Source organism: Microcoleus sp. F10-B2 (assembly GCF_036704965.1).
GTDB lineage: Bacteria > Cyanobacteriota > Cyanobacteriia > Cyanobacteriales > Microcoleaceae > Microcoleus.
Window position 1 is genome coordinate 39,350 of sequence record NZ_JAUBTB010000044.1, and the last position, 23,670, is coordinate 63,019.

General features: G+C 44.7%; 14 protein-coding genes. 11 read left to right on the top strand and 3 right to left on the bottom strand.

Annotated elements, in window-relative coordinates:
• Nucleotides 1-62: 62 nt before the first annotated feature.
• The 7 genes from QUA99_RS18205 to QUA99_RS18235 all read left to right on the top strand — a co-directional run bounded on the left by QUA99_RS18205 (nucleotide 63) and on the right by QUA99_RS18235 (nucleotide 9,689).
• Nucleotides 63-527, top strand: a complete 465-nt coding sequence (locus tag QUA99_RS18205) for a Fur family transcriptional regulator (RefSeq protein ID WP_333239402.1) — start codon at nucleotides 63-65, stop codon at nucleotides 525-527.
• Between the two features lie 736 nt (nucleotides 528-1,263).
• Nucleotides 1,264-3,483 carry a hypothetical protein gene (locus tag QUA99_RS18210; protein ID WP_333239400.1) on the top strand — a complete coding sequence of 740 codons (2,220 nt, stop codon included), beginning with the start codon at nucleotides 1,264-1,266 and terminating at the stop codon, nucleotides 3,481-3,483.
• 47 nt (nucleotides 3,484-3,530) lie between these two features.
• Nucleotides 3,531-5,501, top strand: a complete 1,971-nt coding sequence (locus QUA99_RS18215) for a DUF3685 domain-containing protein (protein WP_333239398.1) — start codon at nucleotides 3,531-3,533, stop codon at nucleotides 5,499-5,501.
• 212 nt (nucleotides 5,502-5,713) lie between these two features.
• Complete coding sequence (locus tag QUA99_RS18220) at nucleotides 5,714-6,199, top strand: CRR6 family NdhI maturation factor (RefSeq protein ID WP_333239396.1); 486 nt, start codon at nucleotides 5,714-5,716, stop codon at nucleotides 6,197-6,199.
• A 368-nt stretch (nucleotides 6,200-6,567) separates the two neighbouring features.
• Complete coding sequence (locus QUA99_RS18225) at nucleotides 6,568-8,100, top strand: NAD(P)/FAD-dependent oxidoreductase (protein ID WP_333239394.1); 1,533 nt, start codon at nucleotides 6,568-6,570, stop codon at nucleotides 8,098-8,100.
• Nucleotides 8,101-8,106: 6 nt separating this feature from the next.
• A complete protein-coding gene (locus QUA99_RS18230; protein WP_333239392.1) occupies nucleotides 8,107-8,295 on the top strand; it encodes a hypothetical protein in 189 nt (62 codons plus the stop codon).
• Nucleotides 8,296-8,474: 179 nt separating this feature from the next.
• Nucleotides 8,475-9,689, top strand: coding sequence for an FAD-dependent oxidoreductase (locus QUA99_RS18235; RefSeq protein WP_333239390.1), 1,215 nt, complete (start codon nucleotides 8,475-8,477; stop codon nucleotides 9,687-9,689).
• A gap of 147 nt (nucleotides 9,690-9,836) precedes the next feature.
• On the opposite strand, the gene QUA99_RS18240 is transcribed toward QUA99_RS18235, so the two are convergent.
• From QUA99_RS18240 to surE, 3 genes are all read right to left on the bottom strand, one after another.
• Nucleotides 9,837-10,709: a pentapeptide repeat-containing protein gene (locus QUA99_RS18240; protein WP_333239388.1), complete on the bottom strand. Its 873-nt coding sequence runs from the start codon at nucleotides 10,707-10,709 to the stop codon at nucleotides 9,837-9,839.
• Nucleotides 10,710-11,543: 834 nt separating this feature from the next.
• Nucleotides 11,544-11,663 carry a hypothetical protein gene (locus QUA99_RS33200; RefSeq protein ID WP_445251025.1) on the bottom strand — a complete coding sequence of 40 codons (120 nt, stop codon included), beginning with the start codon at nucleotides 11,661-11,663 and terminating at the stop codon, nucleotides 11,544-11,546.
• A gap of 682 nt (nucleotides 11,664-12,345) precedes the next feature.
• Complete coding sequence (surE, locus tag QUA99_RS18245; protein WP_333239386.1) at nucleotides 12,346-13,023, bottom strand: 5'/3'-nucleotidase SurE; 678 nt, start codon at nucleotides 13,021-13,023, stop codon at nucleotides 12,346-12,348.
• 716 nt (nucleotides 13,024-13,739) lie between these two features.
• Between surE and QUA99_RS18250 the strand changes: the two genes are divergently transcribed.
• The 4 genes from QUA99_RS18250 (at nucleotide 13,740) to QUA99_RS18265 (ending at nucleotide 23,598) form a co-directional block, all read left to right on the top strand.
• The gene (locus tag QUA99_RS18250; protein ID WP_333239384.1) at nucleotides 13,740-15,806 is read left to right on the top strand and encodes a carotenoid oxygenase family protein; all 2,067 of its coding nucleotides are present in this window, start codon (nucleotides 13,740-13,742) and stop codon (nucleotides 15,804-15,806) included.
• 170 nt (nucleotides 15,807-15,976) lie between these two features.
• A complete protein-coding gene (locus tag QUA99_RS18255) occupies nucleotides 15,977-17,965 on the top strand; it encodes a carotenoid oxygenase family protein (RefSeq protein ID WP_333239382.1) in 1,989 nt (662 codons plus the stop codon).
• A 155-nt stretch (nucleotides 17,966-18,120) separates the two neighbouring features.
• Nucleotides 18,121-23,421 carry an AAA family ATPase gene (locus tag QUA99_RS18260; RefSeq protein ID WP_333239380.1) on the top strand — a complete coding sequence of 1,767 codons (5,301 nt, stop codon included), beginning with the start codon at nucleotides 18,121-18,123 and terminating at the stop codon, nucleotides 23,419-23,421.
• 48 nt (nucleotides 23,422-23,469) lie between these two features.
• Nucleotides 23,470-23,598, top strand: a complete 129-nt coding sequence (locus QUA99_RS18265; RefSeq protein ID WP_333239378.1) for a hypothetical protein — start codon at nucleotides 23,470-23,472, stop codon at nucleotides 23,596-23,598.
• Nucleotides 23,599-23,670: the final 72 nt, after the last annotated feature.

Consider the following 23,670-nt stretch of genomic DNA (forward strand, 5'->3'; position numbering starts at 1 on the left):
ATTGTACAAAAATTAAAATGTACAAAAATTAAAAATCGAGCAGGCTTTAGAAGGCGGTAGCTGTGAAACCAATTCGTTCATTAGAAGATGCTTTGAACCGCTGTCAGGCGATGGGAATGCGCTTGAGCCGCCAGCGTCGATTTATTCTAGAACTTTTGTGGCAGGCAAAAGAACACCTTTCGGCTCGCGAAATTTACGATCGCCTCAACCAACAAGCGCATTCGATCGGTCATACTTCTGTTTATCAAAATCTAGAAGCTTTGTCGAAAGCAGGGATTATTGAGTGCATAGAACGCTCGGAGGGACGCTTGTACGGCAATGTCAGCGACTCTCACTCTCACGTCAACTGTCTTGATACGGCTCAGATTCTGGACGTTCATGTGGAATTGCCGCTCGACTTAATCGAGCAAATCCAACAGCAAACTGGTGTCAGAATTGTAGACTACCGGATAGATTTCTACGGGTATCGATCGGCAGAGTCCGCCACCCAGGCATCAAGTGTCAGCGATACGCCAAAGGCTTCGTAACGGATAAAGTCGCGGCTGTTGGAAGCAAAACCGATCTTTGTGCTGGGCCGGTCGGTCGTATAAAATGATTTAAGTATTTTGCTGGGTGCGATCGTTTTTTTTGCCGTCGCCAGCCGGAATTCGGCACAATAGAAAAAAAGGAAAACAAAAAAATGAAACTCGATCGGCAAGTTTGGCGATCGGGAATAAAATTTACGACTAAACCCAAAAAATCAATCCTACCCCCTACAGGTAAAAGTGTAGACCAAATCCGGCTTTAATAGCCCCTTTATTTTTTAATCGGCTTGGAGCGGATCAAACTTTGTGTAGTCGCGGTTTCAAGCGCTGAGTCCGATCGGGCAATTTCTGACCCGGACTTAATATGAGACCTTAGTTGAATCCCTCCCACAATTCATGTGCAGAGTCAATTCTAAAATCTAAAATCTAAAATCTAAAATCTAAAATTGCTCGACAGACGGGGGCTTTATACTGTTTTTTCTGCTAAACGACCCCGGTATCTGTGAATAACTGTGTGATAACTGGTATGATTTACGTGCTTCGAGAGCCTAAAATACTCGGAAGCAACCAGTGGGGCCGGACACGAACCTCACTATAAAACGCCGTAGAGGGAAAAATTGCCAGTACCTTGAAGGAAGTTCTCGATCTCCTTAACAGGAGTCAGAAGCCGACATCACAATCTATGATTTGATGTGGGAGTGTCACGTGAAGAGTGCGCATTACAGGACAGGCTGAAGTAATGGCGAGACGACAATCTGACCAATTCCACACACCACCGCAATACAACCCATCCCCCAAACCGACGGCACATTTGAGTGCAGAGGCGACAGGCGATGCGAGTTCCTCAGCAACGGCGTCACCGATAGAGGGGAAAAGAACTTTTTGGCAGTGGCAGCTAATCTGGCTGAGTCTCCTGGTGGGATTTGGAGTAACCGGTGCCGCTGCATTTCTGTGGTTGCTGACGATGCCGCCGCCTCCCAATTGCCAGCAACTGTCGCCGCTGGCGGCGGACGGAGAGCGACTTTACTGCGCTCAGCAAGCAGCTAAGTCGGGCAAGCTAGAACAGCTAGAATCGGCAATGGCACTGGTGCAGGCTTGGCCGAAAGAACATCCGCTATACTCGCAGGGTCAACATTTGATAGGGGAATGGTCGAAAGCCATTCTGGGATTTGCCAGGGCAAAAATTGAGAGGGGCGATTTGAAGGGTGCTCTGGAGATTGTGGCGAAAATTCCGAAAACCAGTCCGTCTTACCCCGAGGTAGAAGAGGCGGTTACTGCTTGGGAAAAAAATTGGCAGGAGGGCCAAAAACTCTACGATACAGCCCTAGCAGCTTTGAAAAGTGAGGATTTAAGGAAAGCCTGGGATTATGCTCAAGCTCTATTTAAGCTGGAAAATATTTTCTGGAGTCAGAAGCGTTACAACGAGCTGATCCAGCAGATTTCTTTGGAAAGAAACGGCTGGCAGCGCTTGCAAGAGGCTAGAGATTTGGCGGAAGACGGAACTCCGCAAAAGTTCGCTGAGGCGATCGTCCTGGCTCGTAAAATAGACTCGCAGCTTTTTGCCCGCGCTAAAGCTGAGAAGGAAATTGAGGGCTGGAGCCGGACTTTGCTGGCAATGGCTACTAAGCGATTGGCGGCCAAAGATTTGCCGGGAGCGATCGAGGCTGCTTCTGTTGTGCCGCAGGATTCGCTACTGTTTGCGGAAGCTCAAGATTTGATGCAGTTGGGTAGAGCTCAGGCGGTGACTTGGAACCAGTCGATATCAACTCCGCTGCCGCAACACATTTTTAGCTTGCTCGAAGGGCAGGGGGCTGCTAGCCAAATTGCTCCGGGTCGCCCTCTGTACAAGCAAGCTCAAGTTCAAATTGAAAATTTGCAGGTGCAGTTTCAAGATTTGCTGCGGCTGCAAGTGGCGAGCTCGATCGCTAGTTTCGGTCAGATAGCGACGTTTGGACTCGCGATCGAACACGCGCAAACCATCGGACTCAAACAGCCTCGGCGGGTTCACGCTCAAACTTTGGTGGCTGCTTGGCGGCGGGAAATTCAGCGGCTCGAAGACCAATCTTTTCTGACCCTGGCGAAGCAGTTGGCAGAACCGCAAACGGTTGAAGGACTCAAGGGCGGGATCGCTCAGGTACTGCTGATCGCTCAAAACCGCCCCCGCAGGATAGAGGCGCAAACTCTCTTGGCTCAGTGGACGAAACGCATAGAAGTTATTCAAGATCAGCCTTTTTTAGATGAAGCTATCGCCCTGGCGAAGCAAGGAAAACTTAGCGCTGCTATTGAAAAAGCTTCGGAAATTAAGAGCGGTAGGACTTTGTACGCCAAAGCTCAGGATAATGTCTATCAGTGGGTGAGCGAACTGCAAGTTGCTCAAGACCGACCGATTCTGGATCGAGCTTCGGAATTGGCCTCTCAAGGCAGTCTAGGAGCGGCGATCGATACGGCTTCCCAAATCGGTTACGGTAGGGCGCTGTATTCAGAGGCAGCAGGTGCGATCGGGCGCTGGAGTGCCGAACTTAGAGCTAACACTGCACCGCCACCGGAACCCGCTCGCGAGTACGCGCCAGCTCCCCAACAGGAGTACGCGCCTCCTCCGCCACAGGAGGAATACGCGCCAGCTCCCCAACAGGAGTACGCGCCTCCTCCCGAGGAGGCTCCGGCTCCCGAGCCTTACTATCCGCCAGCCAGCCAAGAGGCCCCGGCTCCCGAGCCGGAACCTTACTATCCGCCTGCTAGAGAGCCGGAACCGGAACCTTACTATCCGCCTGCTAGAGAGCCGGAACCGGAACCTTACTATCCGCCCGCGAGGGAGCCGGAACCTTACTATCCGCCCGCGAGAGAAGAAGCCCCGGCTCCGGCTCCGGAACCTGCTCCTCCGGCTCCGGCTCCGGAACCCGCACCGCCCTCGATTCCTGAATCGGCCGGGCCTCCTGATGCTAATTTGATCCCCGAGTAATTGGGTTTTCGCGCGATCGACCTCTAAAATCTCAAATCTAAAATCGAGTGAGTAACTTTCAACTGCTGTCGATCGATGCCGACCCCATTTTCCGGCTGGGGCTGAGAGTCGCTTGCGAGCAGTATCCAGACTTGCAAGTTGTCGCAGACGTTTCAACGGGAAACGAGGCTTTGCGGGTTCTAGAGGCTCGCTCGCTAGGCTCTGAAACAGCCAAGAAGCCTGCTGATTTGGCCATTTTGGCTGTTGAGACCTTAAATTGGCGATCGGGTCAAATAGAGGCGCTGGCATTGTGTGGCGAACTCAAAAGTTTGTACCCCAACCTACCCCTGTTGTTGCTAGGCGGGCCGCTGACACCGGAGCTGTTAGCGGAGGTACAGGCTGCAGGCGCGAATGGCTATTGTCCTAAAGGTAGAGATATTTCTGTGACCATCGAAGCTATTCGCGCGGTGGCATCTGGTAGCACTTATTGGGCGACAGATGTGGCATCTAACTCGGAAATAGAACAAAATGCAGCGGTGCTTCAAACAGTAGAAAACTCACCAGTAAGTACAGAGCAAAATGCAGATTATCTGACAGTTGATAGGCGCGTACACCAAAAAATACTGGCTGGTTTTTGTCTGTCTGGACTACGGGAAATAGATGCAACTTTGGCGGTTGTTCAAGGTGATTTACAAGAACTCAGAGCCGCAGCTCCGACAGATTTGCCGTCTATTTTAGATGGGTTTGTACTCAGCGGGCGCCGCCGAGAATTGCTGGCAGCTCGCTGGATTGTCAGTCAGTTATTGTTTGAAGGCAGAAGGCAGAAGGCAGAAGGCATAGAGGAGAGGGGAAAAGGCAGAAGGCAGAGGGCAGAAGGCAGAGGGGAGAAAGCAGAATGCAGAGGGGAGAAAGCAGAAATTAGAGGCGAGAATTTGTTAAATAATGCTCAATCGCTATTAGCAAATTCCCAAGTTTCGGCTGAATCTTTGGCGGTTGCAACTAATTGGCAAGGTAGCTTGTTTGACTCGGTGGTGGCTAAATTGCAGTTTGAGTTGGTGAATGTGACTGGTTTGCCTTTGGAAATCGATATTTTGCGATCGACCAAAAAGCGCGAATTGATGAGTTCCATCCTGCGGAAGTTAGAGGATTTGCTCGAGGAATTGCGCTTTTCGCAAGTGCAGCAAACTCAATTGTCGCAAAAAATGCCTGCTATTTTACGGGATTTGTGGGAGGCGACAATCATAGATTTTTTTGGGAGATACTATACACTGCAAACCGGAGAAACTCGGGTTTTTGATGGCAGTCAAACAAGCTTGAAACTGGCAGAAAGTCAAGGGGGAAGCGCTGCTGATATCTCCGCAGGCAGCGGTGTAGAAGTTGTGCCGGTGCTGCTGGCAGATGCTGATGTAGTTGCAGCACAAATCCTTGACAAAATACCGATGAGAGTTGATTTTTTTGCACATTTGCTATTTGAAATTCCTCTAAAAATTGACAATATTTCTTGTGTTGCTGGCAGCCCGGCAGCGATGCAGCGAGCTGAAGCTTTGTTAGAAAATTTGGCAATTCAAGTTGCTAGCGCAGCGGTACAGCCTCTGCTAAATAATTTGGCGAATGTTGAGGAAATCAAGCAAATTTTTTACGATGGTAAGTTGATTTCGACACGAGAAATTGAGGGGTTTCGGAATAATTTGTCGTGGAGATATCGCTGGAATAGCTATTTTGTGGAACCGAAAGCTATTTTTGAAAGCAGGTTTTGGCTGTTTGTTTTGGGAGATTCGGGAATTAAGAGAATTTCTATTTATGCTCCGAGAAATCAGGAGTTAGCACAGTTGTCTGGGTGGCAGTTAGCCTTGACTTTGCTGCTGGAGACTAGAGATGCGATCGCACCTAGAGTTCGCGCGGTTATTTCGCTGTTGGGTGCTGGGGTTGTTTACGTTTTGACTCAGGTTATAGGGCGGGGAATTGGTTTGATCGGGCGGGGAATTATCCAGGGGATTGGTAATTCTTTGCAAGATAGCAAGTTTGGGAAAAATGGGTGATGGTTTGGCAACCAGTAGTAGAAAAGATTGCATAAATCTTTGAGGCAAGACGGAAACCGCAGATTAGCCGGGATTAACGCAGATGCTTTTCAAAATATTTGGGGAATGTCTGCAATCGTTATGGTGTAGGGAAGTTAACGGATTTGATATAATTGGTGATTGGTGATTGGTGGTATTATAGATAAAACTTAATGCTATAAGGTTGAAATTTTATGAGTATTATGATAGCGATAGATGCCGATCGCATAAACAGTTTAGATTTGTCTCCGGTGCGGACTGTGATTGAAAAGTGGCTGACCGAAGGAGCGATCGCCCAAAATGAACAACAGCTACAATTTGAAATTGAGTATCCGCGCGAAGAGTTAGATCCGCGAGAAATTTCGGAAATTCCCGAAGTGCGGCTGTGGTTTATTCGCTTGGATGCTTGTTATCCTTGGCTGCCATTTTTGCTGGATTGGAAAGCGGGAGAATTGGCACGCTATGCCGCGATGTTAGTGCCGCACCAGTTCCACCGCACTCAAGGTATTCAGTACAATCCTGAAGCTTTGGAAATGTTTTTGATGAACAAAATTTTTGTGTTGACTGATTGGTTTAATCAGCAGGGAATTCCCAGTAAATCGAAGTTGATGGCGATGTCGCAGATGTTTGGTTATGATTTGGAGGATGCTTTTTTTGATGTGATTGTGCCGCACAAATAAGCTGTAAGTAAGCCCACCTAAATTGTATTTTTTGGGCGGGCGGGACGCCCAACCCCTACTCCTCACAAGAATTACCTCAAACTTGAGTGTTAAATTTAGATGCTTCACACAATTGTGGGGTGTTGTATTTTTTGGGCGGGCGGGACGCCCAACCCCTACTCCCCACAAGAATTCGCTCAAACTTGAGTGTTAAATTTAGATGCTTCACACAATTGTGGGGTGGGCTTCTAGCCCGCCCAAAAAGGCGTAAGGTACGCAGTGCTGACCCCACAAATAGCGTGGTAAACCCTCTTCACAATTTTCTCAGAATTGAGAGTTACTTTAAATAAACAACGATCGCCCGATTCAATCGATCGAGGAAATTTACCATGAAAACAGATTACCTCATCGTCGGCAGTGGTTTATCAGCACTGGTTTTCGGAGCTTTGATGGCAAACTCCGGCAAAACCGTACACATCCTCGAAGCTCACGAGCATCCCGGAGGCTTTGGTCACACCTTTACGATGGCCAACAAATACACGTTTAATGCCCAATTCCACTACGTTTGGGACTGCGGCGAAGGACATACAGTCAATCGAGTTCTCAAAAAACTCGGTCTCGATCGAGATGTCACCTTTGAACGGTACGATCCGAATGGCTACGACCACATGAGAATGCCTGGGTATGCGCTCGATATTCCCTCGGAACCAGAGGAACTGATCCGGCGATTGTCGGCGCTGTTTCCCGAAGCGGGCGAGAGAATTCGCCAATTCGTCAACGAAGTCGAGAAAACCGGCGAAGGACTCAGAAAACTCGCTCCTCCCGTCAAACCAATTGAATTGCTCAAAAATTTCGGTGACGTATTCTGTGCCGTCCAACACCTCAATAGTACACTTCAGGACGTTTTCGACAAGTTCCAACTCCCGCAAGCCGCCCAAACCCTATTAGCCCTGCAATGGCCGGACTTTTTGCTGCCTCCAAATCAGCTTTCTTTCTATGCTTGGATTGCCTTGTTTAGAGGCTATCAAGAAGGCGCATTTTACCCGACGCAGCATTTTGAATATGTCATCAATTCTTTAGTTAATGTCATTGAATCCAACGGGGGGAAAGTTCTACTAAACCATGAAGTCACAAATTTTAGGGTGACAGATAGAACTGTAACTGGTGTTGAAGCGATGGATTTGACCACCCATCAAACCCGTGAATTCACGGGCGACACGGTGATTTGCAACCTTGACCCGAAAAGAGCGGCCAAAATGATTGGAGAGGAACTGTTCTCTAAAAAAGTGCGGCGGAAACTCAACTATGAGTATTCTGCATCTAACTACATGGTGTACTGCGTTGTCAAAGATATCGATCTCCGAGACTATGGATTTGGCAAGTGGAATACGTTTCATTCGGAACACTTGGATCTAAATGAAGCGTTTGCTCAAATGTACGATCACAATAATTTTTCTCGTCCGAGTTTTGCAATTACAACGCCAACTTTACTGACGGAAGCACGGGGGGATTGTCCAGAAGATTGCCAAATTGTCGAATTTCTGACTGTTGCTAATTACAGCTATTTTAAACAGCTTTGGGAGAGCGATCGCAAAGCTTACAGACAGAAGAAACAAGAAATTCTGGACTCGATTTTAGATGTTGTGGAAAAACACTATGTTCCGAATTTCCGCAAACACATGGTGTTTCATATTACCGGAAGTCCGACGACTAACGAGCGCTTCTGTTGGTGTCCTAACGGTAATTCCTACGGTTCCAGCCTGACGCCGCGCAACATGGGGGTCGATCGACTAAATCATGAAACATCCCTCAACAATTTCTATTTCTGCAACGCCTCATCGGGCTATCCAGGCTTTGCGCCGACATTTTGGACGGGGGCGCTGCTTTATCAACGTTTATCCGGCGATGCGATTTTAGGCTAAGGAAAATTGGCAATTGGTTATTTTCCTGTTTCTCTAGTTCCTTGGCAAAGCCAAGGAATGAATTTCACTCTTGCTCTGCCTGCTCTTAAAAATCTCTCGTTTCTGCTCTCATTATCTCGTTCCTTGGCTGTGCCAAGAAATGAATTTCTGGAGGCTCTGCCTCCTCTTAAAAATGACGAAGCACAGCAAGACTGAAATGCGTTTCCAGGTAGAACCTGGAAACAAGAATTTCTTCCTTCTTCCTGACCTCCGTTACATCCGTTACATCCGTTACAGAATCCGTTGCCGAACTTCCTTCTTCCTTCTTACTTCTTCCTTCTTCCTTCTTCCTTCTTCCTTCTTCCTTCTTCCTTCTATCAATCTAGGAGTGAACTATGAGAATTGCAATTGTTGGGGGCGGAGCCAGTGGTATGGCAGCAGCATACTGGCTCGATAAACAGGGACATCACGTCACTGTATTGGAAAAGCAGCCGATTTTAGGCGGACACATTCGGACGCTGAACAAAAATGTTGTACCCAATCAATCGGAGTGCAATGAAATATTAGAAAATGGGGTGCTGGAATTTCCCACGGTGTTTTACAATTTCGTGGCTTTTATGCAGGAGCTAGGCGTTGAATTAGAACCGGTGCAGATTGGTTCCGCGCTGTTTTTTAAAGATGGCACCCACTTTTTGTCTGCGGTCTCTATCCGAAAGAATTTCACCGGAATCCAACGCCTGATCGAGTATTTGCGACTTGATAGTCTTTACGCTCGTTCGGCGGGATTTATTTTAAAAATGCGGTTTGCTAAACAGCACGATTTTTACGATGTGCCACTTTCGGAGTCTTTGAAAAGCTCGTGCGTCCGCAATTATTGGCTGAAGTTGCTGACCATGTACAGCTACTCGATACCGTTTGAATTGCTCGACAATTTTCCGGCAGAATTAGCGATGCCTGTTTTGCGCGAATATGCGTCGGTCAACTGGGTGAGGATTAAAGGCGGGGTGTATTCTTACATTGAAAAGATTTTGGAGCGATTTAAGGGCGATATACTGTTAAATGTGGAGATTGCCAATATTTTTAGAAGTGCAGATGCTGTAAAAATCGTGCTTTCTGATGGGGAAATCCAGGAATTTGATAAGGTGGTTTTTGCGATGCCACCAGATCAAGTTATGAGGCTATTGTCTGATCCGACCGAGGCGGAAACGAAGCGGTTTTCGGCGTGGAAAGCCAATTATGCCACCACTGTACTGCATTCGGATACATCAATGTACGATCGCTACGGCATCCGCAAGTTATCTGAATTTGATTTTTTCGAGACGGACAAGGGATGGGGCTATAATGCTAGCTTGAATCAGCTTTGCGGCATCTCATCGGCCCGAGAGTACAGTTTAGCTTTTCAACTTGAGGAGTCGATCGCCAAAAAAGACATTATTCACATTCAGAAACATCACACGCCACTATATACTGTCGAGTCTTTTCGATATCGAGATGAAGTTATCGATACTAATGGTGAGAACAATACTTATCATGCGGGAGCTTACTTGGGGGATGGTTTGCACGAAGGAGCTATTACATCTGCTTTGCGAGTCGTAAAATTGATCGGGTAAGCTCAATAAAGGTTCTACAAACTCTCCCAAATATCGGTACATTTCTTGGTGGTGCAGCACTCTCACCGAAAGTAACGATGTCTGCATCAAAAGTTAGACAAATGCCAGAGTCGCCGACTCGGATGCGAGATTGATTTTTGCCGTTTGCTAAGCTGCGACAGTACCCGTCGCAGTTAAGTAGACATCATTGCTTACAGATTCCGGCATTGTGGCTCCCGCTAACTGAGTACCCTCAAAGTTGGCTCCCATTAATGTTGCCCCGGTCAAGTCGGCTTCGCTCAAGTCTGTATAGCACAGCCTAGCCCAATCAAGATTTGCCTGCACCAAAGAAACTCCCACCAGATTTGCTCTGCTTAAATCTGCTCCCATCAACTTGACGCCCCGCAACTGAGCTCCGCTGAGATTGGATGCTATCAAGTTCGAGCCTTCCAAGTTGACCGCGTTGAGTTTGGCTTCGCTCAGGTTGACGCCATTGAGATCCGTCCTGCTCAGGTCGATACCGTTGATGTAAGCTTTCCTGAGATAGATGCCTGTTAGTTGAGCGCCAAAGAGCCTTGCACCGCTGAGTTTTGCTCCTCCGCAGTTGGCCCAGTTGAGGTTTGCCCCCGTGAGGTTCGCGCCCCGCAGGTTGATGAATTTCATGTCGGCTGTACACAAATTGGCATTCCAGAGGATGGCGCTGCGCAGGTTGCTACCTATTAGTTGGGCTCCGCTCAACTTTGCCCTAGGGAGTTTTGCTTTAACGAGAAAAGATCCGCTGAGATTGGCTTTCGTCAAATCTGCGTCCGCCAGTCTGACTTGACCCATTTTGGCAAAACTTAGATTTGCCCTGTAAAGGTTTGCGCCGTTAAGTTCTGCTTTGGTCAGATGCGCCCGACTCAGGTTAGCTCCTGACAGGTTAGCCCTCGAAAGGTTTACCCCAACTAAGATGACTCCGCTGAGGTTGGCTCCGGCGAGGTTGACGCCAGCAAAGTCTCTGTTTCCATTTTCGTAGTCTTTGAGCAGCTCGGTTACTTCCATACGGGTTAGATTCCTAATAGCGGAAATTTATTTAGAAATAAACACTCTTGATAAATATTTTATATCAAAGTGAGCGGACGCGATCGCACTTTCAAGAAAACTGAATATTAACTTTATCTTTATAAAGATACTTTGTGCTTTTTCCCAAGTCCCAATAGTTTTGATGTCTTAGTCTGAAACCATTGATTTACCGTTGGCAGCTTTTGTGCATCGGCAAGGGTTGACCTCGTAGTGAGAGCGCTGAAACCGTTATTTTACGGGTGGCGATCAAAAACTGTCCGAAGTTTTGGATTAACAACTCTATATAGCAATCCTAAATGATTCAGATAAATTTGTAGGGGTAGTGCCCCGTGCCTACCCCCTATCTATCGGGCAACCGGGCGTGGGATTGCCCCTACAATAATTATGCAAATGATGCGAGGATTGCTATATATTCATTGGTGACTTTTGTATAATTACCTTTTTCACATTCGTAGCGGAGTGATTCTAGATGCTCGGCGTTCGATCTACACACCCATATACTACCGTGCTATGGCTAAGCTGTTGTGCATTTAATTTATATGTTGAGGGCGGGCAGGATGCCCACCCCACAAAAGGAAAGATTTATTTTACTATGCAATTTAAATGCGGATTAGCTTACAACCTAAAAAATTACTAATTTATTGAGAGTTTTTTTCATCATTAATAGCACCATCAATATCCTTGTTTTCAAATATGGAGAACAACTTTTTTTAAACTGAGACTGCAAATTCATGGGTGATATTGGCGTCAGTTGTCGCGAAGGCTGGCATAGTCGTATCTCCCTATTTTATCTACTGTTATTTTTCATTAAAATTAGATGTAAAACAGCTTAACAGCAAGCGATAATTCTTCTCTGTTGTCTTGCAGCAGTTCTACGATCGCGCTTTTCAAGCTTTCCTTAAGTCGTTGGGGGTTGAGAGTAATTTCAGACATTCAGGACTTACGCATAGACTCTACCTGTAGGGCGATGCACACCGCACCTTACCACTACAGATATTGTTGTAAAAAATGATTCGTTGCGTAAGTCCTAACATTGTACTTATGAGGGATTTACCGATATGCCTAACGGTAGAGGCTATTCGTTCAAAACCTAGCTGATAATATATTGCAGATTGTACAAAACTAACAGTGAGTAATATTTGTGTGGGATCACCCCTCTCTACTGGCAGTTAGGTAGATTTGCCAATCTATGTTATGCTAAGTCAAAATTGAGGAATAATTATGTCAAAAGAGAGAAAAAGTAACAAAGAAATCAAAAAGCCAAAGAAACAACCTGATGGTGTTGCTAAGCCGAAGGATGACAAAAAAAATTACGGTAGCACCGAGGGTCGCAAGTAGAGATAATAGCTGCCACTCTCAGAATAGTGATTAATTTGGTTCTATTGTCAATACTCTCCATTTTTAACAGATTTAAATATCCTATTTTGGGATGATCCGAAAACAGGTTTATTATATCTAGGGAATATGCAGTGCTAAACCCAAGGTATCAAGAAATCTGTTTTTAGCCATGAATGTGAAACCTTCCGTCGCCGATCGAATTTAACACCATTTTTTTTGACTTGGTTGAAAAAAATATAGTTCGATCGCCCAATCGCATCAAATCCCATCAAATCTATCACAGCGATATCTCTGTCACCGCAATATTACCCTCAAAACACACGTCAACATCAGTCCCCGCCGCCCGATCGCGCGATCCATACTCTCCCGCATAATAAAAGTATTCTCCCGACCTCCGGTACACCACCGGCAGTGGCTGCGTCGAAGGCCGGCAAAACACAATTTCCGGTTCCGCACTTCCGGGCGCTAAATGCGGCAAATTCACATTCCAGAAACACCCCGACTTTGGTTCCCGCTTCAGCAAATGGGCCAACACCCGCGATGTCCAACGAGTAGCGACATCCCAGTCTATTTCCAGCGGCCTTTTAATCCGGTGGGAAATTGCGATGCCCGGAATACCGTGCATCGCTGCTTCGCGCACAGCCGCCACCGTACCCGAAATATACACGTCAACCCCCAAATTTCCACCCGCGTTAATCCCCGAAAGCACCAAATCCGGCTTCGCACAAACGTGATGAAGAGCGATGCGCACGCAATCAGCCGGTGTTCCCCCTACAGCATATTCCACGGACGATCGCCGATCGACATGAATCGGACTGTGGGCTGTCACTTGATGCCCGCAGCCCGACAATTGCCCCTGCGGAGCCACCATAATTATTTTGCCTTTTACTGCTTGCAAAAGTGCTTGAATGCCCGGAGCATCGATGCCATCGTCGTTGGTTAAAATTATCGTCATTATGTGTCGGTTTTATAGAACCGATTTGAGAGTGCAGAGGATGGCAACCTTCTGATAGTTCTAGCCCAAATTGGTTGTTGATTGGTGGCAGGAGTCAATCGATTTTAGATTTGAGATTTGAGATTTTAGATTGACCGCACGGATAAATGCGGGGGCTTGAGGATTTTCGATTTTCGATTTGGGATTGATTCCACGGATAAATCACGTGGCGGGTACCACCTTTGAAATTCGCTTGTCAGTAGGAGCATTGCCACACATTTATATCATGGCATTGATTGAACAGTTGCCCCAGAAATGTGGCGCGCCACATTTTAGCCCTGTCGCACCTTGATATGACAGCTAAAGCGACTTGTTACGCTTGCCCCTGTGCAGCATTCATGACATCAGTGTCGATGCAAACATCTAATCACATCATTTTTTCCTCGGCTCTCCCCGATGCTTGGTGTTAAAAGTAGCAGATGATACTAAGTATCTGACGACTGAACGTTCAAACCCTCGATCGTGCTAAATTATTAGCTTACGTTATCACCATAAATACGAGAGAGCCGATAATAAGTTAATGTCGATTCCAATTGCGCTTTGACGCAGGGGATGGGAGAATAGATATTAAATCTTTATCAAAGATAGTATCTAAGTTACAGCCCTCATTTCCCATTCATAAATCAAATACTTATCTACACTGTTACCATTATTACATTTTAACTCTGGATAGCCACATGAGCGAACCCACTAAAAGCAATACCAAAGCAGGCTGTCCCCCAGTTCCCGAATCGCTTGTCAAAGCTAAACGGGATGAACTCACCGACATCAAACTAAATATTACCAAGATGGGTGAGAAAGACTTACCAGATGACTTGCGGGGTCATGTCTTTATAATTGCACCAGTCGGTACAGTTCACTCTGGAGGCCTTCCCTTCAAAAGTGGAGATTCATTCTTAAATGGCGACGGCATGATTTACCGACTGGACTTTAATAACAAGAGTGAAGTACGTTTAAAGACACGGATTGTCAAACCACCAGATTATTATGCCGATCAAGCCACCTGGTCTCTCAAAAAGTATGCCAAGTACCGATTCGGCAATCATGGTATAATTCGCTTTTCTCTCGCTCTTGGCTCTCGCAATAACTTGAGTATTGCTTTCATGCCAATGAAATTTGCTGAGGACTCCCAGGAACGCTTGCTGGTTAATTACGATGCAGGTCGTCACTATGAAATTGATACAGAAACCCTTAAAGTTGTGACTCCCGTGGGGTGGAACAAAGAGTGGCGAGGAGAGACTAAACTAAATTTTCCTTTTCAGCCAGTTCTAACTACTGCACATCCAGTTTTTGATGTTCGTACAAGCGAAATGTTTACTGTCAATTATGGGAGGTCATTAGGTAGCTTTCTCGGAACTTTCCCTTTTGTTGAGGCGGTCAATAAGCTGATTGAAGAAGGAGAAAAGCTTTTTCCAGAAGCTCCTCAATTTTTGGAAAAGTTCGCGCCTTTCGAGGATTTATTTTATCTAATTCGTTGGGATGGTGAAGGAGAACTAGAACGATGGCGGCTAGTTTTGCCTGATGGCTCACCAGTCAAGATTAAGCAATGCGTGCATCAAATAGGGGTAACTCAAGATTACATAGTGCTAATGGACACATCATTCAAATGCGAACTGTGGCAGACAATCAATAACCCTTTTCCTAAAAATAAGGATCTAGCAAGATTTATTAGAAAAAAACTGGATCGTCCAATGTTACCCTATACGACGATATATATCGTGCGTCGCGATCGCCTGAAAGCAGGACAACGTCCAGTACGAAATGAGCAAGAAGTAAAAATTGTCGTCCAGAAGCTAGAACTCCCACTCGAATGTACTCACTTTCTCGTGGACTATGACAATCCAAATAGAAAGATTGTCCTCCATGCGGTGCATACTTGTGCTTGGGATGTAGGTGAATGGATAAGGGACTATGATGTATCCGCTTATCCTCCCTATAAACCTTTACCGTCTCGCCTGCTTGGAATGGAACAGAGCGAGATGGACATCAGTCGTTTGGGACGTTATGAGATTGATGGAAAGACTGGAGAAATCGTTGAGCAAAAAGTCATCCCAGAGGTCTTTTCGCCAGAAGCGGAAGAATGCAGGTGTACTTGGGGAATAGCACTCTATGCTTACCTTGAGCGACTACCTTCACCCATTTATCCAACCTTACCTCCAGAAAAAATTGACAATATCTACTGGGTTTCTTTGGGACTGTGGAAGGATTTGATAACAGAGTTTATATGCGACCTGTACAAGCACTATAAAAATCAAAAAGTACCGTTGCAAGAACTGCTCAGAATTGCTGAAAAAGAGGGCAGACCCAGTTGTTTATTTCGAGTGGACACGGCGTCAACCAACTCGATGAAGATTGCTGACTGCTATGAATTTCCTCCGGGTCATATTGGTCTCTCGCCCCAGTTCGTACCGCGCGGGGATGGTAACAGTTCAACGAATGGTTATATTCTCTGTACTGTTTGGTTTGGCAATAGTTACGAAATCTGGATTTTTGAGGCATGGGACTTGAAGCAGGGACCACAGTGGAAACTGAGTCATCCCTCACTCAACTTTGGGTTAACTTTGCACGCAGTATGGTTGCCCACTATCGGAGCTCGCCAAGCTAGGTATAACGTTCCGGTGAAGCCGGATTACCAAGACTTAGTAAAACAGTTTCCTTACCCTCCAGAAATCAAGAAAGAGATCCAGGAGTTGTTTGATAATGAGGTGTATCCGCACTTTGATGGAGATACAAAATCTACTTAAAAGTGGGATTGTAGCAACAGCAAAATTCTTGAAAGCGAGCTTTCCCTGCCATTGAACCCATAAAATAATATAAATTGCGTCTTGCGATGCCAGAGCGTCTCCGAAGGAAGATCGCATCCGACCCAACCCTGCACTGTTACCATTAGCACACCTCAACTCAGGAGAGTCACATGAGCGAACCAACTCAGAGCAACACCAAAGCAGTAACGAGCGGCTGTCCGCCAGTTCCCCAGTCGATTATGACCGCCAGTCGGGAAGAACTGGACAAGCAACTAGAGATTTTTGAAGGACACTTACCAGACGACGTACAGGGTCACGTCTTTTTCATTGGGCCAGTGGGCACCGTTGAATCAGGCGGGCTCCCCTTTAAAGACGGAGACTCATTCTTGAATGGCGACGGCATGGTTTACCGACTTGATTTCGATCAAAAAGGTAAAGTAACTTTGAAGACACAGATTACCAAGCCACTAGATTACCATTTTGACGAAGCAACTAAAGGCACTAAGTTGGGATTTCGCAATCATGGGATCTTAAGGTTTTCCTTACTTCTGGGCGCTCGCAACGAGTTAAATACAGCTTTTCTGCCCGTAAAATTCTCTCAAGACGAACCGGAGCGCTTGCTAGTAACTTATGACGCGGGTCGTCCTTATGAAATTGATACAGATACCCTTGAGGTGATTACTCCAGTTGGGTCAAATAAAGAGTGGCGTCCTGAGATTAATCTGCACTATCTCTTTCCACCCATTTTTAGTACCGCACATCCTGCCTTTGATACTTACACCCACGAGATGTTTGCAGTCAATTACGGCAGGTCATTAGAAAATTTTATTGACACCGTTCCTTCCCTTGAGGAAGTAGACAAACTTTTTCCAGAAGTCCGTCAATTTTGGGAACAATTTAAAGGTTTAGAAGATTTCGTCTATCTGATTCGTTGGGATGGCGTAAATCCTTTAGAGCGGTGGACACTTGTCAACCCCGATGGTTCACCCGTCAGCATTAAGCAAACCATCCATCAGATGGGAGTAACCAAAGATTATGTGGTGTTGATGGATACATCCTTTAGTACTGGACTCGCGCAGATACTCAACAATCCTTTTCCAGACCACAAGGAGCGAGAAAGAATTCTCAGACACTTGTTAGAAAGTGCGCCTTCACCCGACTCTATCCTTTATATTGTCAGTCGCAGTGAATTGACAAAGGGACAACACCCTGCGATGAATGAACCGGAAGTTAAAGTTGTCGTGCGAAAAGTGGTGATTCCTCTCGAAGCTTCTCACTTTCTGGTTAACTATGACAATCCTGACGACAAAATTACGCTCCACATCTCTCATATTTGTGCTTGGGATGTTGCTGAATGGCTCCGCACCTATGACCTTTCCGCCTATCCGCCCCACGATCCCGTGTCTTCTCCCTGGCCTGGGATGGAACTCAATATGATGGATATCAGCCGCCTGGGACGCTACGTAATTGATGGCAAAAGCCAGGAGGAAACACCCATTGAGTCAAAAGTTATTTCAGATCAAAAATACACCTGGGGCCCATCATTATACACCTATCTTGACAGACTACCTTCCGGCATGACTCCCGGACATCTGGATAATATTTACTGGAGTTCTTTTGGACTTTGGAAGGATTTGATGACGCAGTTTATGTGCTACTTATACCGGAACTATAAGTACCAGCAAGTGCCACACTCACAAGTTTTGAGCCTCGCTGAAAAGGGTATACCACCTTGTTTGTTCCGACTACAAACTTGCTCAATGGATATCGCCGATCAATACCAGTTTCCTCCGGGCTACATGGTGAGTTCGCCACAGTTTATGCCGCGCCGTGGAAACCAAGGGAGTTCAACAGATGGTTATATTGTATGCACCGTTTTCGCTCCAGAAAGAAATGAAATTTGGATTTTCAATGCTGAGGCTTTATCGCAAGGAGCAATCTGCAAACTTTACGATTCATCCGATTCACCCGTTAACTTTGCCTTCACATTGCACACAGCTTGGTTACAAGAGATAGGTTCTCACTCAACTACATACAAAATCTCGTTGAAAGAAGATTACGAGGAATTAGCAAAAAACTTCCAATCCCATCCGGAGTTTGAGAAAGAGATAGAAGATTTGTTTGCTAAAGAGTTGTACCCGCGATTAAAAACTGAGTAGAGGCATTGCTGAATTCAGATATGAATTGGAATGTAGAGACGTAGCATTGTTACGTATTTACAGAGGTTTCAGTATCATAAAAAATAGTTTTCATACATAAAATCAGCAACGCAATTTAGAATAGTTAATAATTGAAAATAGAAGGGAAAATAATCATGATTGTTCTTTCAGGATACCAAATTTTAGAAAAAATTTACGAAGGAGTAAGGACTGTTGTATATAGAGCTAAAAAAGATGGTTACAAACAACCAGTTATCATTAAAATTATTAAATATGATTATCCTAGCCTTGAACAAATCACCAATTTAAGGCAAGAATTTATAATTACTCAAAATTTAGAGTGTGAAGGAATTGTCAAAACTTACAACTTAGAAAATTATCAGAATAGTTTAGCGCTAATATTAGAAGATTTTGGGGGTCTATCCCTTTATCATTTTATGGCAGCCAATCACCTGTCAATAACCGAGTTTCTGAGGGTAGCGATCGCTCTATCCGAAACTTTGATCTATCTCCATCAAGTACCGATCATTCACAAAGACATTAAGCCTTCAAATATCATTATCAATCCAGCAACCGGAAAAGTAAAACTGACTGACTTTAGTATTTCATCGCGCTTGGAATTGAAAAACCAAAGCATTAGCAATCCCAACTTGCTAGAAGGGACTCTCGCTTATATGTCACCCGAACAAACGGGAAGAATGAATCGAGCAATTGACTACCGCACCGATTTCTATTCTTTGGGAGTGACTTTCTATGAAATGCTGAGCAACCAGTTGCCATTTACTACCACCGATCCGATGGAGTTGGTTTACTGTCATATTGCCAAACAACCAGTCCCACCTAAAGAGGTAGCAGAAATTCCTCAAGCGGTTTCAGATATTGTGATGAAACTGTTAGCAAAAAATGCGGAAGACCGATATCAAAGTGCGGCGGGATTAAAATTTGACCTGGAAACTTGTTTGCAGCAATTGCAGACAACTGGAAAGATTGAAAATTTTCCCATCGGTCAACGCGATCGCGGCAACCAATTACTCATTCCCCAGAAGCTTTATGGTAGAGAAAGTGAAGTCCAAATTCTTCTAGATGCCTTTGGACGAGTCAGCCTCGGTGCCACCGAGATGATGTTAGTTTCCGGCTATTCCGGGATTGGTAAAACTTCAATCGTCAATGAAGTTCATAAACCAATTCTAGCAGCTAGGGGATATTTTATTGCGGGTAAGTTTGACCAGTTTAAGCGCAATATTCCCTATGCGGCTTTAATCCAAGCATTTCAAGAATTAGTTCGTCAGCTATTAACCGAAAGTTCCGAAGTGATTGCTGTTTGGAAAGAAAACTTATTAAAGGCGCTAGATAATAACGGTCAAGTTATTATTGATGTTATCCCCAAAGTCGAACTAATTATAGGTAAACAGCTTGAAGTTCCTCAACTGGGTTCAGCGGAATCCCAAAACAGATTTAATCGGGTATTTCAACAATTTATTCGCGTTTTTTGTCAACCCGAACACCCGCTAGTCATATTCCTAGACGATTTACAGTGGGCAGATTCGGCATCTCTAAAGTTAATCCAACTTTTAGTCACTGACCCAGATAACAAATATTTGTTAACGATTGGAGCTTATCGAGATAACGAAGTCAGTCCCGTTCATCCTTTAATTCAGACCATAGAAAAAATTCAAGAAAATGAAACGGTGGTGAATAATATCACCATTCAGGCGCTGGCTTTGGATAGCGTCAACCAATTAATCGCCGACACTCTCGATGCCAGCGTAAATTCAGACAAAATAAAAGTTTTTTCCGAGTTACTTTTTAATAAAACCCAAGGGAATCCCTTTTTCTTAACGCAGCTACTCAAAACCCTGTACTCGGAAAATCTGCTGGTTTATCAAGTAGATACAGACCGCTGGGAGTGGGATATTCAACAAATCCAATCAATTGGTATAGCAGATTTCAATATTGTTGAACTGGTTGCTCGCAATATTCGCAAACTCCCTGAAACAACCCAGAAATCATTAAAATTAGCAGCTTGTATCGGCAACCAATTTAATTTAGAAATTTTATCAATTGTCAATGAAGAATCCAACTTAGCGACGGCTGCTCATTTGTGGGAAGCAATGCAAGCGGGTTTGATTCTGCCGCTGTCTGAAAATTACAAAATTCCTCTAGTGTTTGCCCAGGAAGAGTTGGCATCTATACGCGATATCAAAGTTGAATACAAATTTTTGCATGACCGCGTGCAGCAAGCTGCTTATTCTTTGATTCCAGAGTCAGAGAAAAAAGCCACTCACCTGAAAATTGGTCAACTGTTGCTGAATAATACAACAGAGCAAGAGCGAAAAGATAATATTTTTGCTCTGGTTAACCAACTGAATTTTGGCACAGATTTGCTAACTAATCAGTCAGAAAAAGATGAGTTGGCTGAATTAAACCTGATTGCTGGACAGAAAGCAAAGGCAGCTACTGCGTATGAAGCCGCTGTTAATTATTTGAATGTAGGTATAGAACTCCTGAGTCAAGATAGCTGGGAAAGTAGATACGATCTAACATTTACCTTCTATCTGAAAGCAGCGGAAGCCGCATATCTTAATGCCAATTTAGAACGAGCGGAGATATTGTGCGATCGCACTCTCCAAAAAGCCAAAACAATCCTCGAACAAGTCAACTTATACGAACTGAAAATTAGGCTTAACCTCGCTAAAAACCAGAACAATTCTGCGGTAGATACCGGACTGCAAGTTCTAGAAATGCTGGGAGTGGCCCTATCCCAATCACCCCCCCAAGAGTTAAATATCGAGGAGTTAGCGAACTTGCCAGAAATGAGCGATCGCTACAGGCTAGCGGCAATGCAAATTTTAATTCTTATCTGGCCTCCTGCTTGTTTTGGATCGAGCGCAATGGCGCTACCGATTCTATATACTATGATTGAACTCTCGATTCAATACGGAAATTCGTTGGTTTCTATTTACGCTTATTCTATTTATGGTTCACTCATATCTTGGCTAATACCAGACATAGATTCTGGCTATAAACTGGGTCAAATATCTTTGCAGTTGTTGGCTCGGTTAAATGGAAAAGAGTTTTTATCTAAAATATTCGTTAATATTTTTATCAGTAATCACCATCAAAAAGAGCCTCTGGCAACTACTATAGACCCCTTGCTTCAAGCAATTAATAACGGCTTAGAAGTCGGTGATATAGAATATGCTTGTCATGCTGCTGATTACTATTGCTCACATCTATTTTTTAAGGGAGAGCATCTGTATTATCTGCAAGAGCAACAAAAAAATTATAGCGATTTAACAGCTAAGCTGTCCCAAGAACATCAGCTTTATCTCATCAAAATTATCGGTCAATTAGTGGCAAATTTAATGGGTCGAGCAGACAATAAATTGCTATTAATTGGCGACCTGTTAAATGAAGAAGAGACAATCGCATATCTTCAAAGTATTAATAATACAATTGCCTTATTTAGAGTGTTTTTTGCTAAAACCATGCTTTGCTATTTGTTTCACGATTATGCAATGGCTATAGAGCATGGTATTACAGGAGTCAATTATTCAACAATGCTCCACAGTAATTTTAGCTTTTCAGAACATATTTTTTACTATTCTATGGCTCTTTTAGCTCAGTATTTTCAGGAAAATTCAGGAGACGAGTCAAAGCAGCAACAATATCTAAAACAAGTAGAAGAAAATCAACAAAAGATGAAATATTGGGCTTCCCATTGCCCAGCCAATTACCAGCATAAGTATGACTTAGTAGAAGCAGAAAAAGCCCGCGTATTGGGGCAATCTTTCTCAGCAATGGAATATTACGACCTGGCGATAGATGGAGCCAAGGAAAATGGATACGTCCAGCACGAAGCCCTCGCCAATGAACTAGCAGCAGAATTTTATTTAACTTTAGGTCGTCAGAAAGTAGCGCGTACCTACATGATAGACGCTTACTATGCTTATATTCGCTGGGGAGCAAAGGCAAAAGTTAAAGATTTAGAAGAGCGCCATGCTAAATTACTCGCACCTATCGTCGGTAGAAAAAAGAGCCTGACGAGTGGAAGAGACGAAATGATTGTTCAGACCAGAACCACTGTCACTTCTACCAGTTCAGGTGCTGCAAACGAGCTGGATTTATCAACAATTATCAAAGCCTCGCAAGCGCTATCAGGGGAAGTTAATTTAGATAAGTTACTCTCGAATTTGATGCAAGTCTTGCTGGAAAACGCGGGAGCAGAAAAATTTTATTTCCTCATACCTGACCCAGCAGGTAAGTGGAAAATTGAAGCTCAATGTACGGGTGAACGATGTCAATTAATCTCCAAGTCAGCGACTGAAAGTCAAGAGATTCCTATCTCGCTGGTTAATTATGTAGAACGCACGCAAGAAACTCTTGCGATCGATGATGCAACCACTGAAACTAGGTTTGCATCTGACCCGTATATTATTCAGCAGCGACCTAAATCTATCTTGTGTAGCCCCCTGATTAATCAAGGTAAGTTGGTAGGCATCTTATACCTAGAAAATAATTTAACAGCGGGGGCTTTTACGCGCGATCGCCTAGAAGTCCTCAACATCATTTCCGCCCAAGCTGCGATCTCCATCGAAAATGCCCGTCTCTATCACACTTTAGAAGAAAAGGTGGAACAACGCACCGCCCAACTCGCCCAAGCAAACCAGGAAATTAGCTCCCTCAACAACAAACTTAAAGCCGAAAACATCCGCCTCAGTGCTGAGTTGGAAGTCACGAAACGACTGCAACAAATGATCTTGCCCAAACAATCAGAACTCGATCAAATTAAAGGATTAGAAATAGCGGGATATATGCAACCTGCCGATGAAGTTGGCGGCGACTACTACGACGTGCTAACCCAAAATGATCGGGTAAAAATTAGCATCGGCGATGTTACGGGACATGGTTTAGAAAGTGGCGTATTAATGATTATGGCGCAAACCGCCGTCCGCACTCTCCAACAAATGAACGAAACCGATCCGGTGAAGTTTCTTGATGTGTTAAACCGCACCCTTTATGCCAATATCGAGCGCATCGACTCGTCTAGAAACATGACTTTGGCTTTGTTAGATTATCAAGATAGTAACTTCAGCCTCAGCGGTCAACATGAAGAAGTTATCGTAGTCCGTACTGATGGTAACATCGAACTGATCGATACACTGGAACTCGGTTTTCCCCTGGGATTAGAGGAAGATATTTCGGGTTTTGTTTCCCAAATTCAAGTGCATCTTAATCCAGGGGATGTAGTAGTGCTTTACACAGATGGAATTACCGAATCTATAAATATAAATCGAGTGTATTACGGCATAGAAAGATTGTGCCAAGTGGTGAAAGAAAATCGCCACAAAACGGTTGAAAAAATTCGACAAGCAGTAATTGATGATGTGCGGCAACATATTGACGAACAGAAAGTTTTTGACGACATTACGTTGGTAGTCCTAAAACAGAAATAACGCAAGTTGCGAGTTGGGAATTGGGAATTGGGAATTGGTAATTGGTAATTGGTAATTGGTAAATTGTTTGAGCGTCCGACGATCGAAACCGACTTCACGCTCAACAATTTTGGAAATGGTGCGCGGACTCAGGAAGGTGCGGGCAAACAGATCCGGCATAAGCTGTTCTACATTTAACCCACATTCCGCAGATATTCAAGCAGATTTCATTTCAAAGAAATTCAGAATTGCCAAAACCTCAAATGATTG

Bases quoted from the DNA above. Each gene is read 5' to 3' on its own strand.
- QUA99_RS18210 (WP_333239400.1), top strand. From the start codon at position 1,264: ATGGCGAGACGACAATCTGACCAATTCCACACACCACCGCAATACAAC.
- QUA99_RS18220 (WP_333239396.1), top strand. From the start codon at position 5,714: ATGAGTATTATGATAGCGATAGATGCCGATCGCATAAACAGTTTAGAT.
- QUA99_RS18225 (WP_333239394.1), top strand. From the start codon at position 6,568: ATGAAAACAGATTACCTCATCGTCGGCAGTGGTTTATCAGCACTGGTT.
- QUA99_RS18235 (WP_333239390.1), top strand. From the start codon at position 8,475: ATGAGAATTGCAATTGTTGGGGGCGGAGCCAGTGGTATGGCAGCAGCA.
- QUA99_RS18240 (WP_333239388.1), bottom strand. From the start codon at position 10,709: ATGGAAGTAACCGAGCTGCTCAAAGACTACGAAAATGGAAACAGAGAC.
- QUA99_RS33200 (WP_445251025.1), bottom strand. From the start codon at position 11,663: ATGTCTGAAATTACTCTCAACCCCCAACGACTTAAGGAAAGCTTGAAA.
- surE (WP_333239386.1), bottom strand. From the start codon at position 13,023: ATGACGATAATTTTAACCAACGACGATGGCATCGATGCTCCGGGCATT.
- QUA99_RS18250 (WP_333239384.1), top strand. From the start codon at position 13,740: ATGAGCGAACCCACTAAAAGCAATACCAAAGCAGGCTGTCCCCCAGTT.
- QUA99_RS18255 (WP_333239382.1), top strand. From the start codon at position 15,977: ATGAGCGAACCAACTCAGAGCAACACCAAAGCAGTAACGAGCGGCTGT.
- QUA99_RS18260 (WP_333239380.1), top strand. From the start codon at position 18,121: ATGATTGTTCTTTCAGGATACCAAATTTTAGAAAAAATTTACGAAGGA.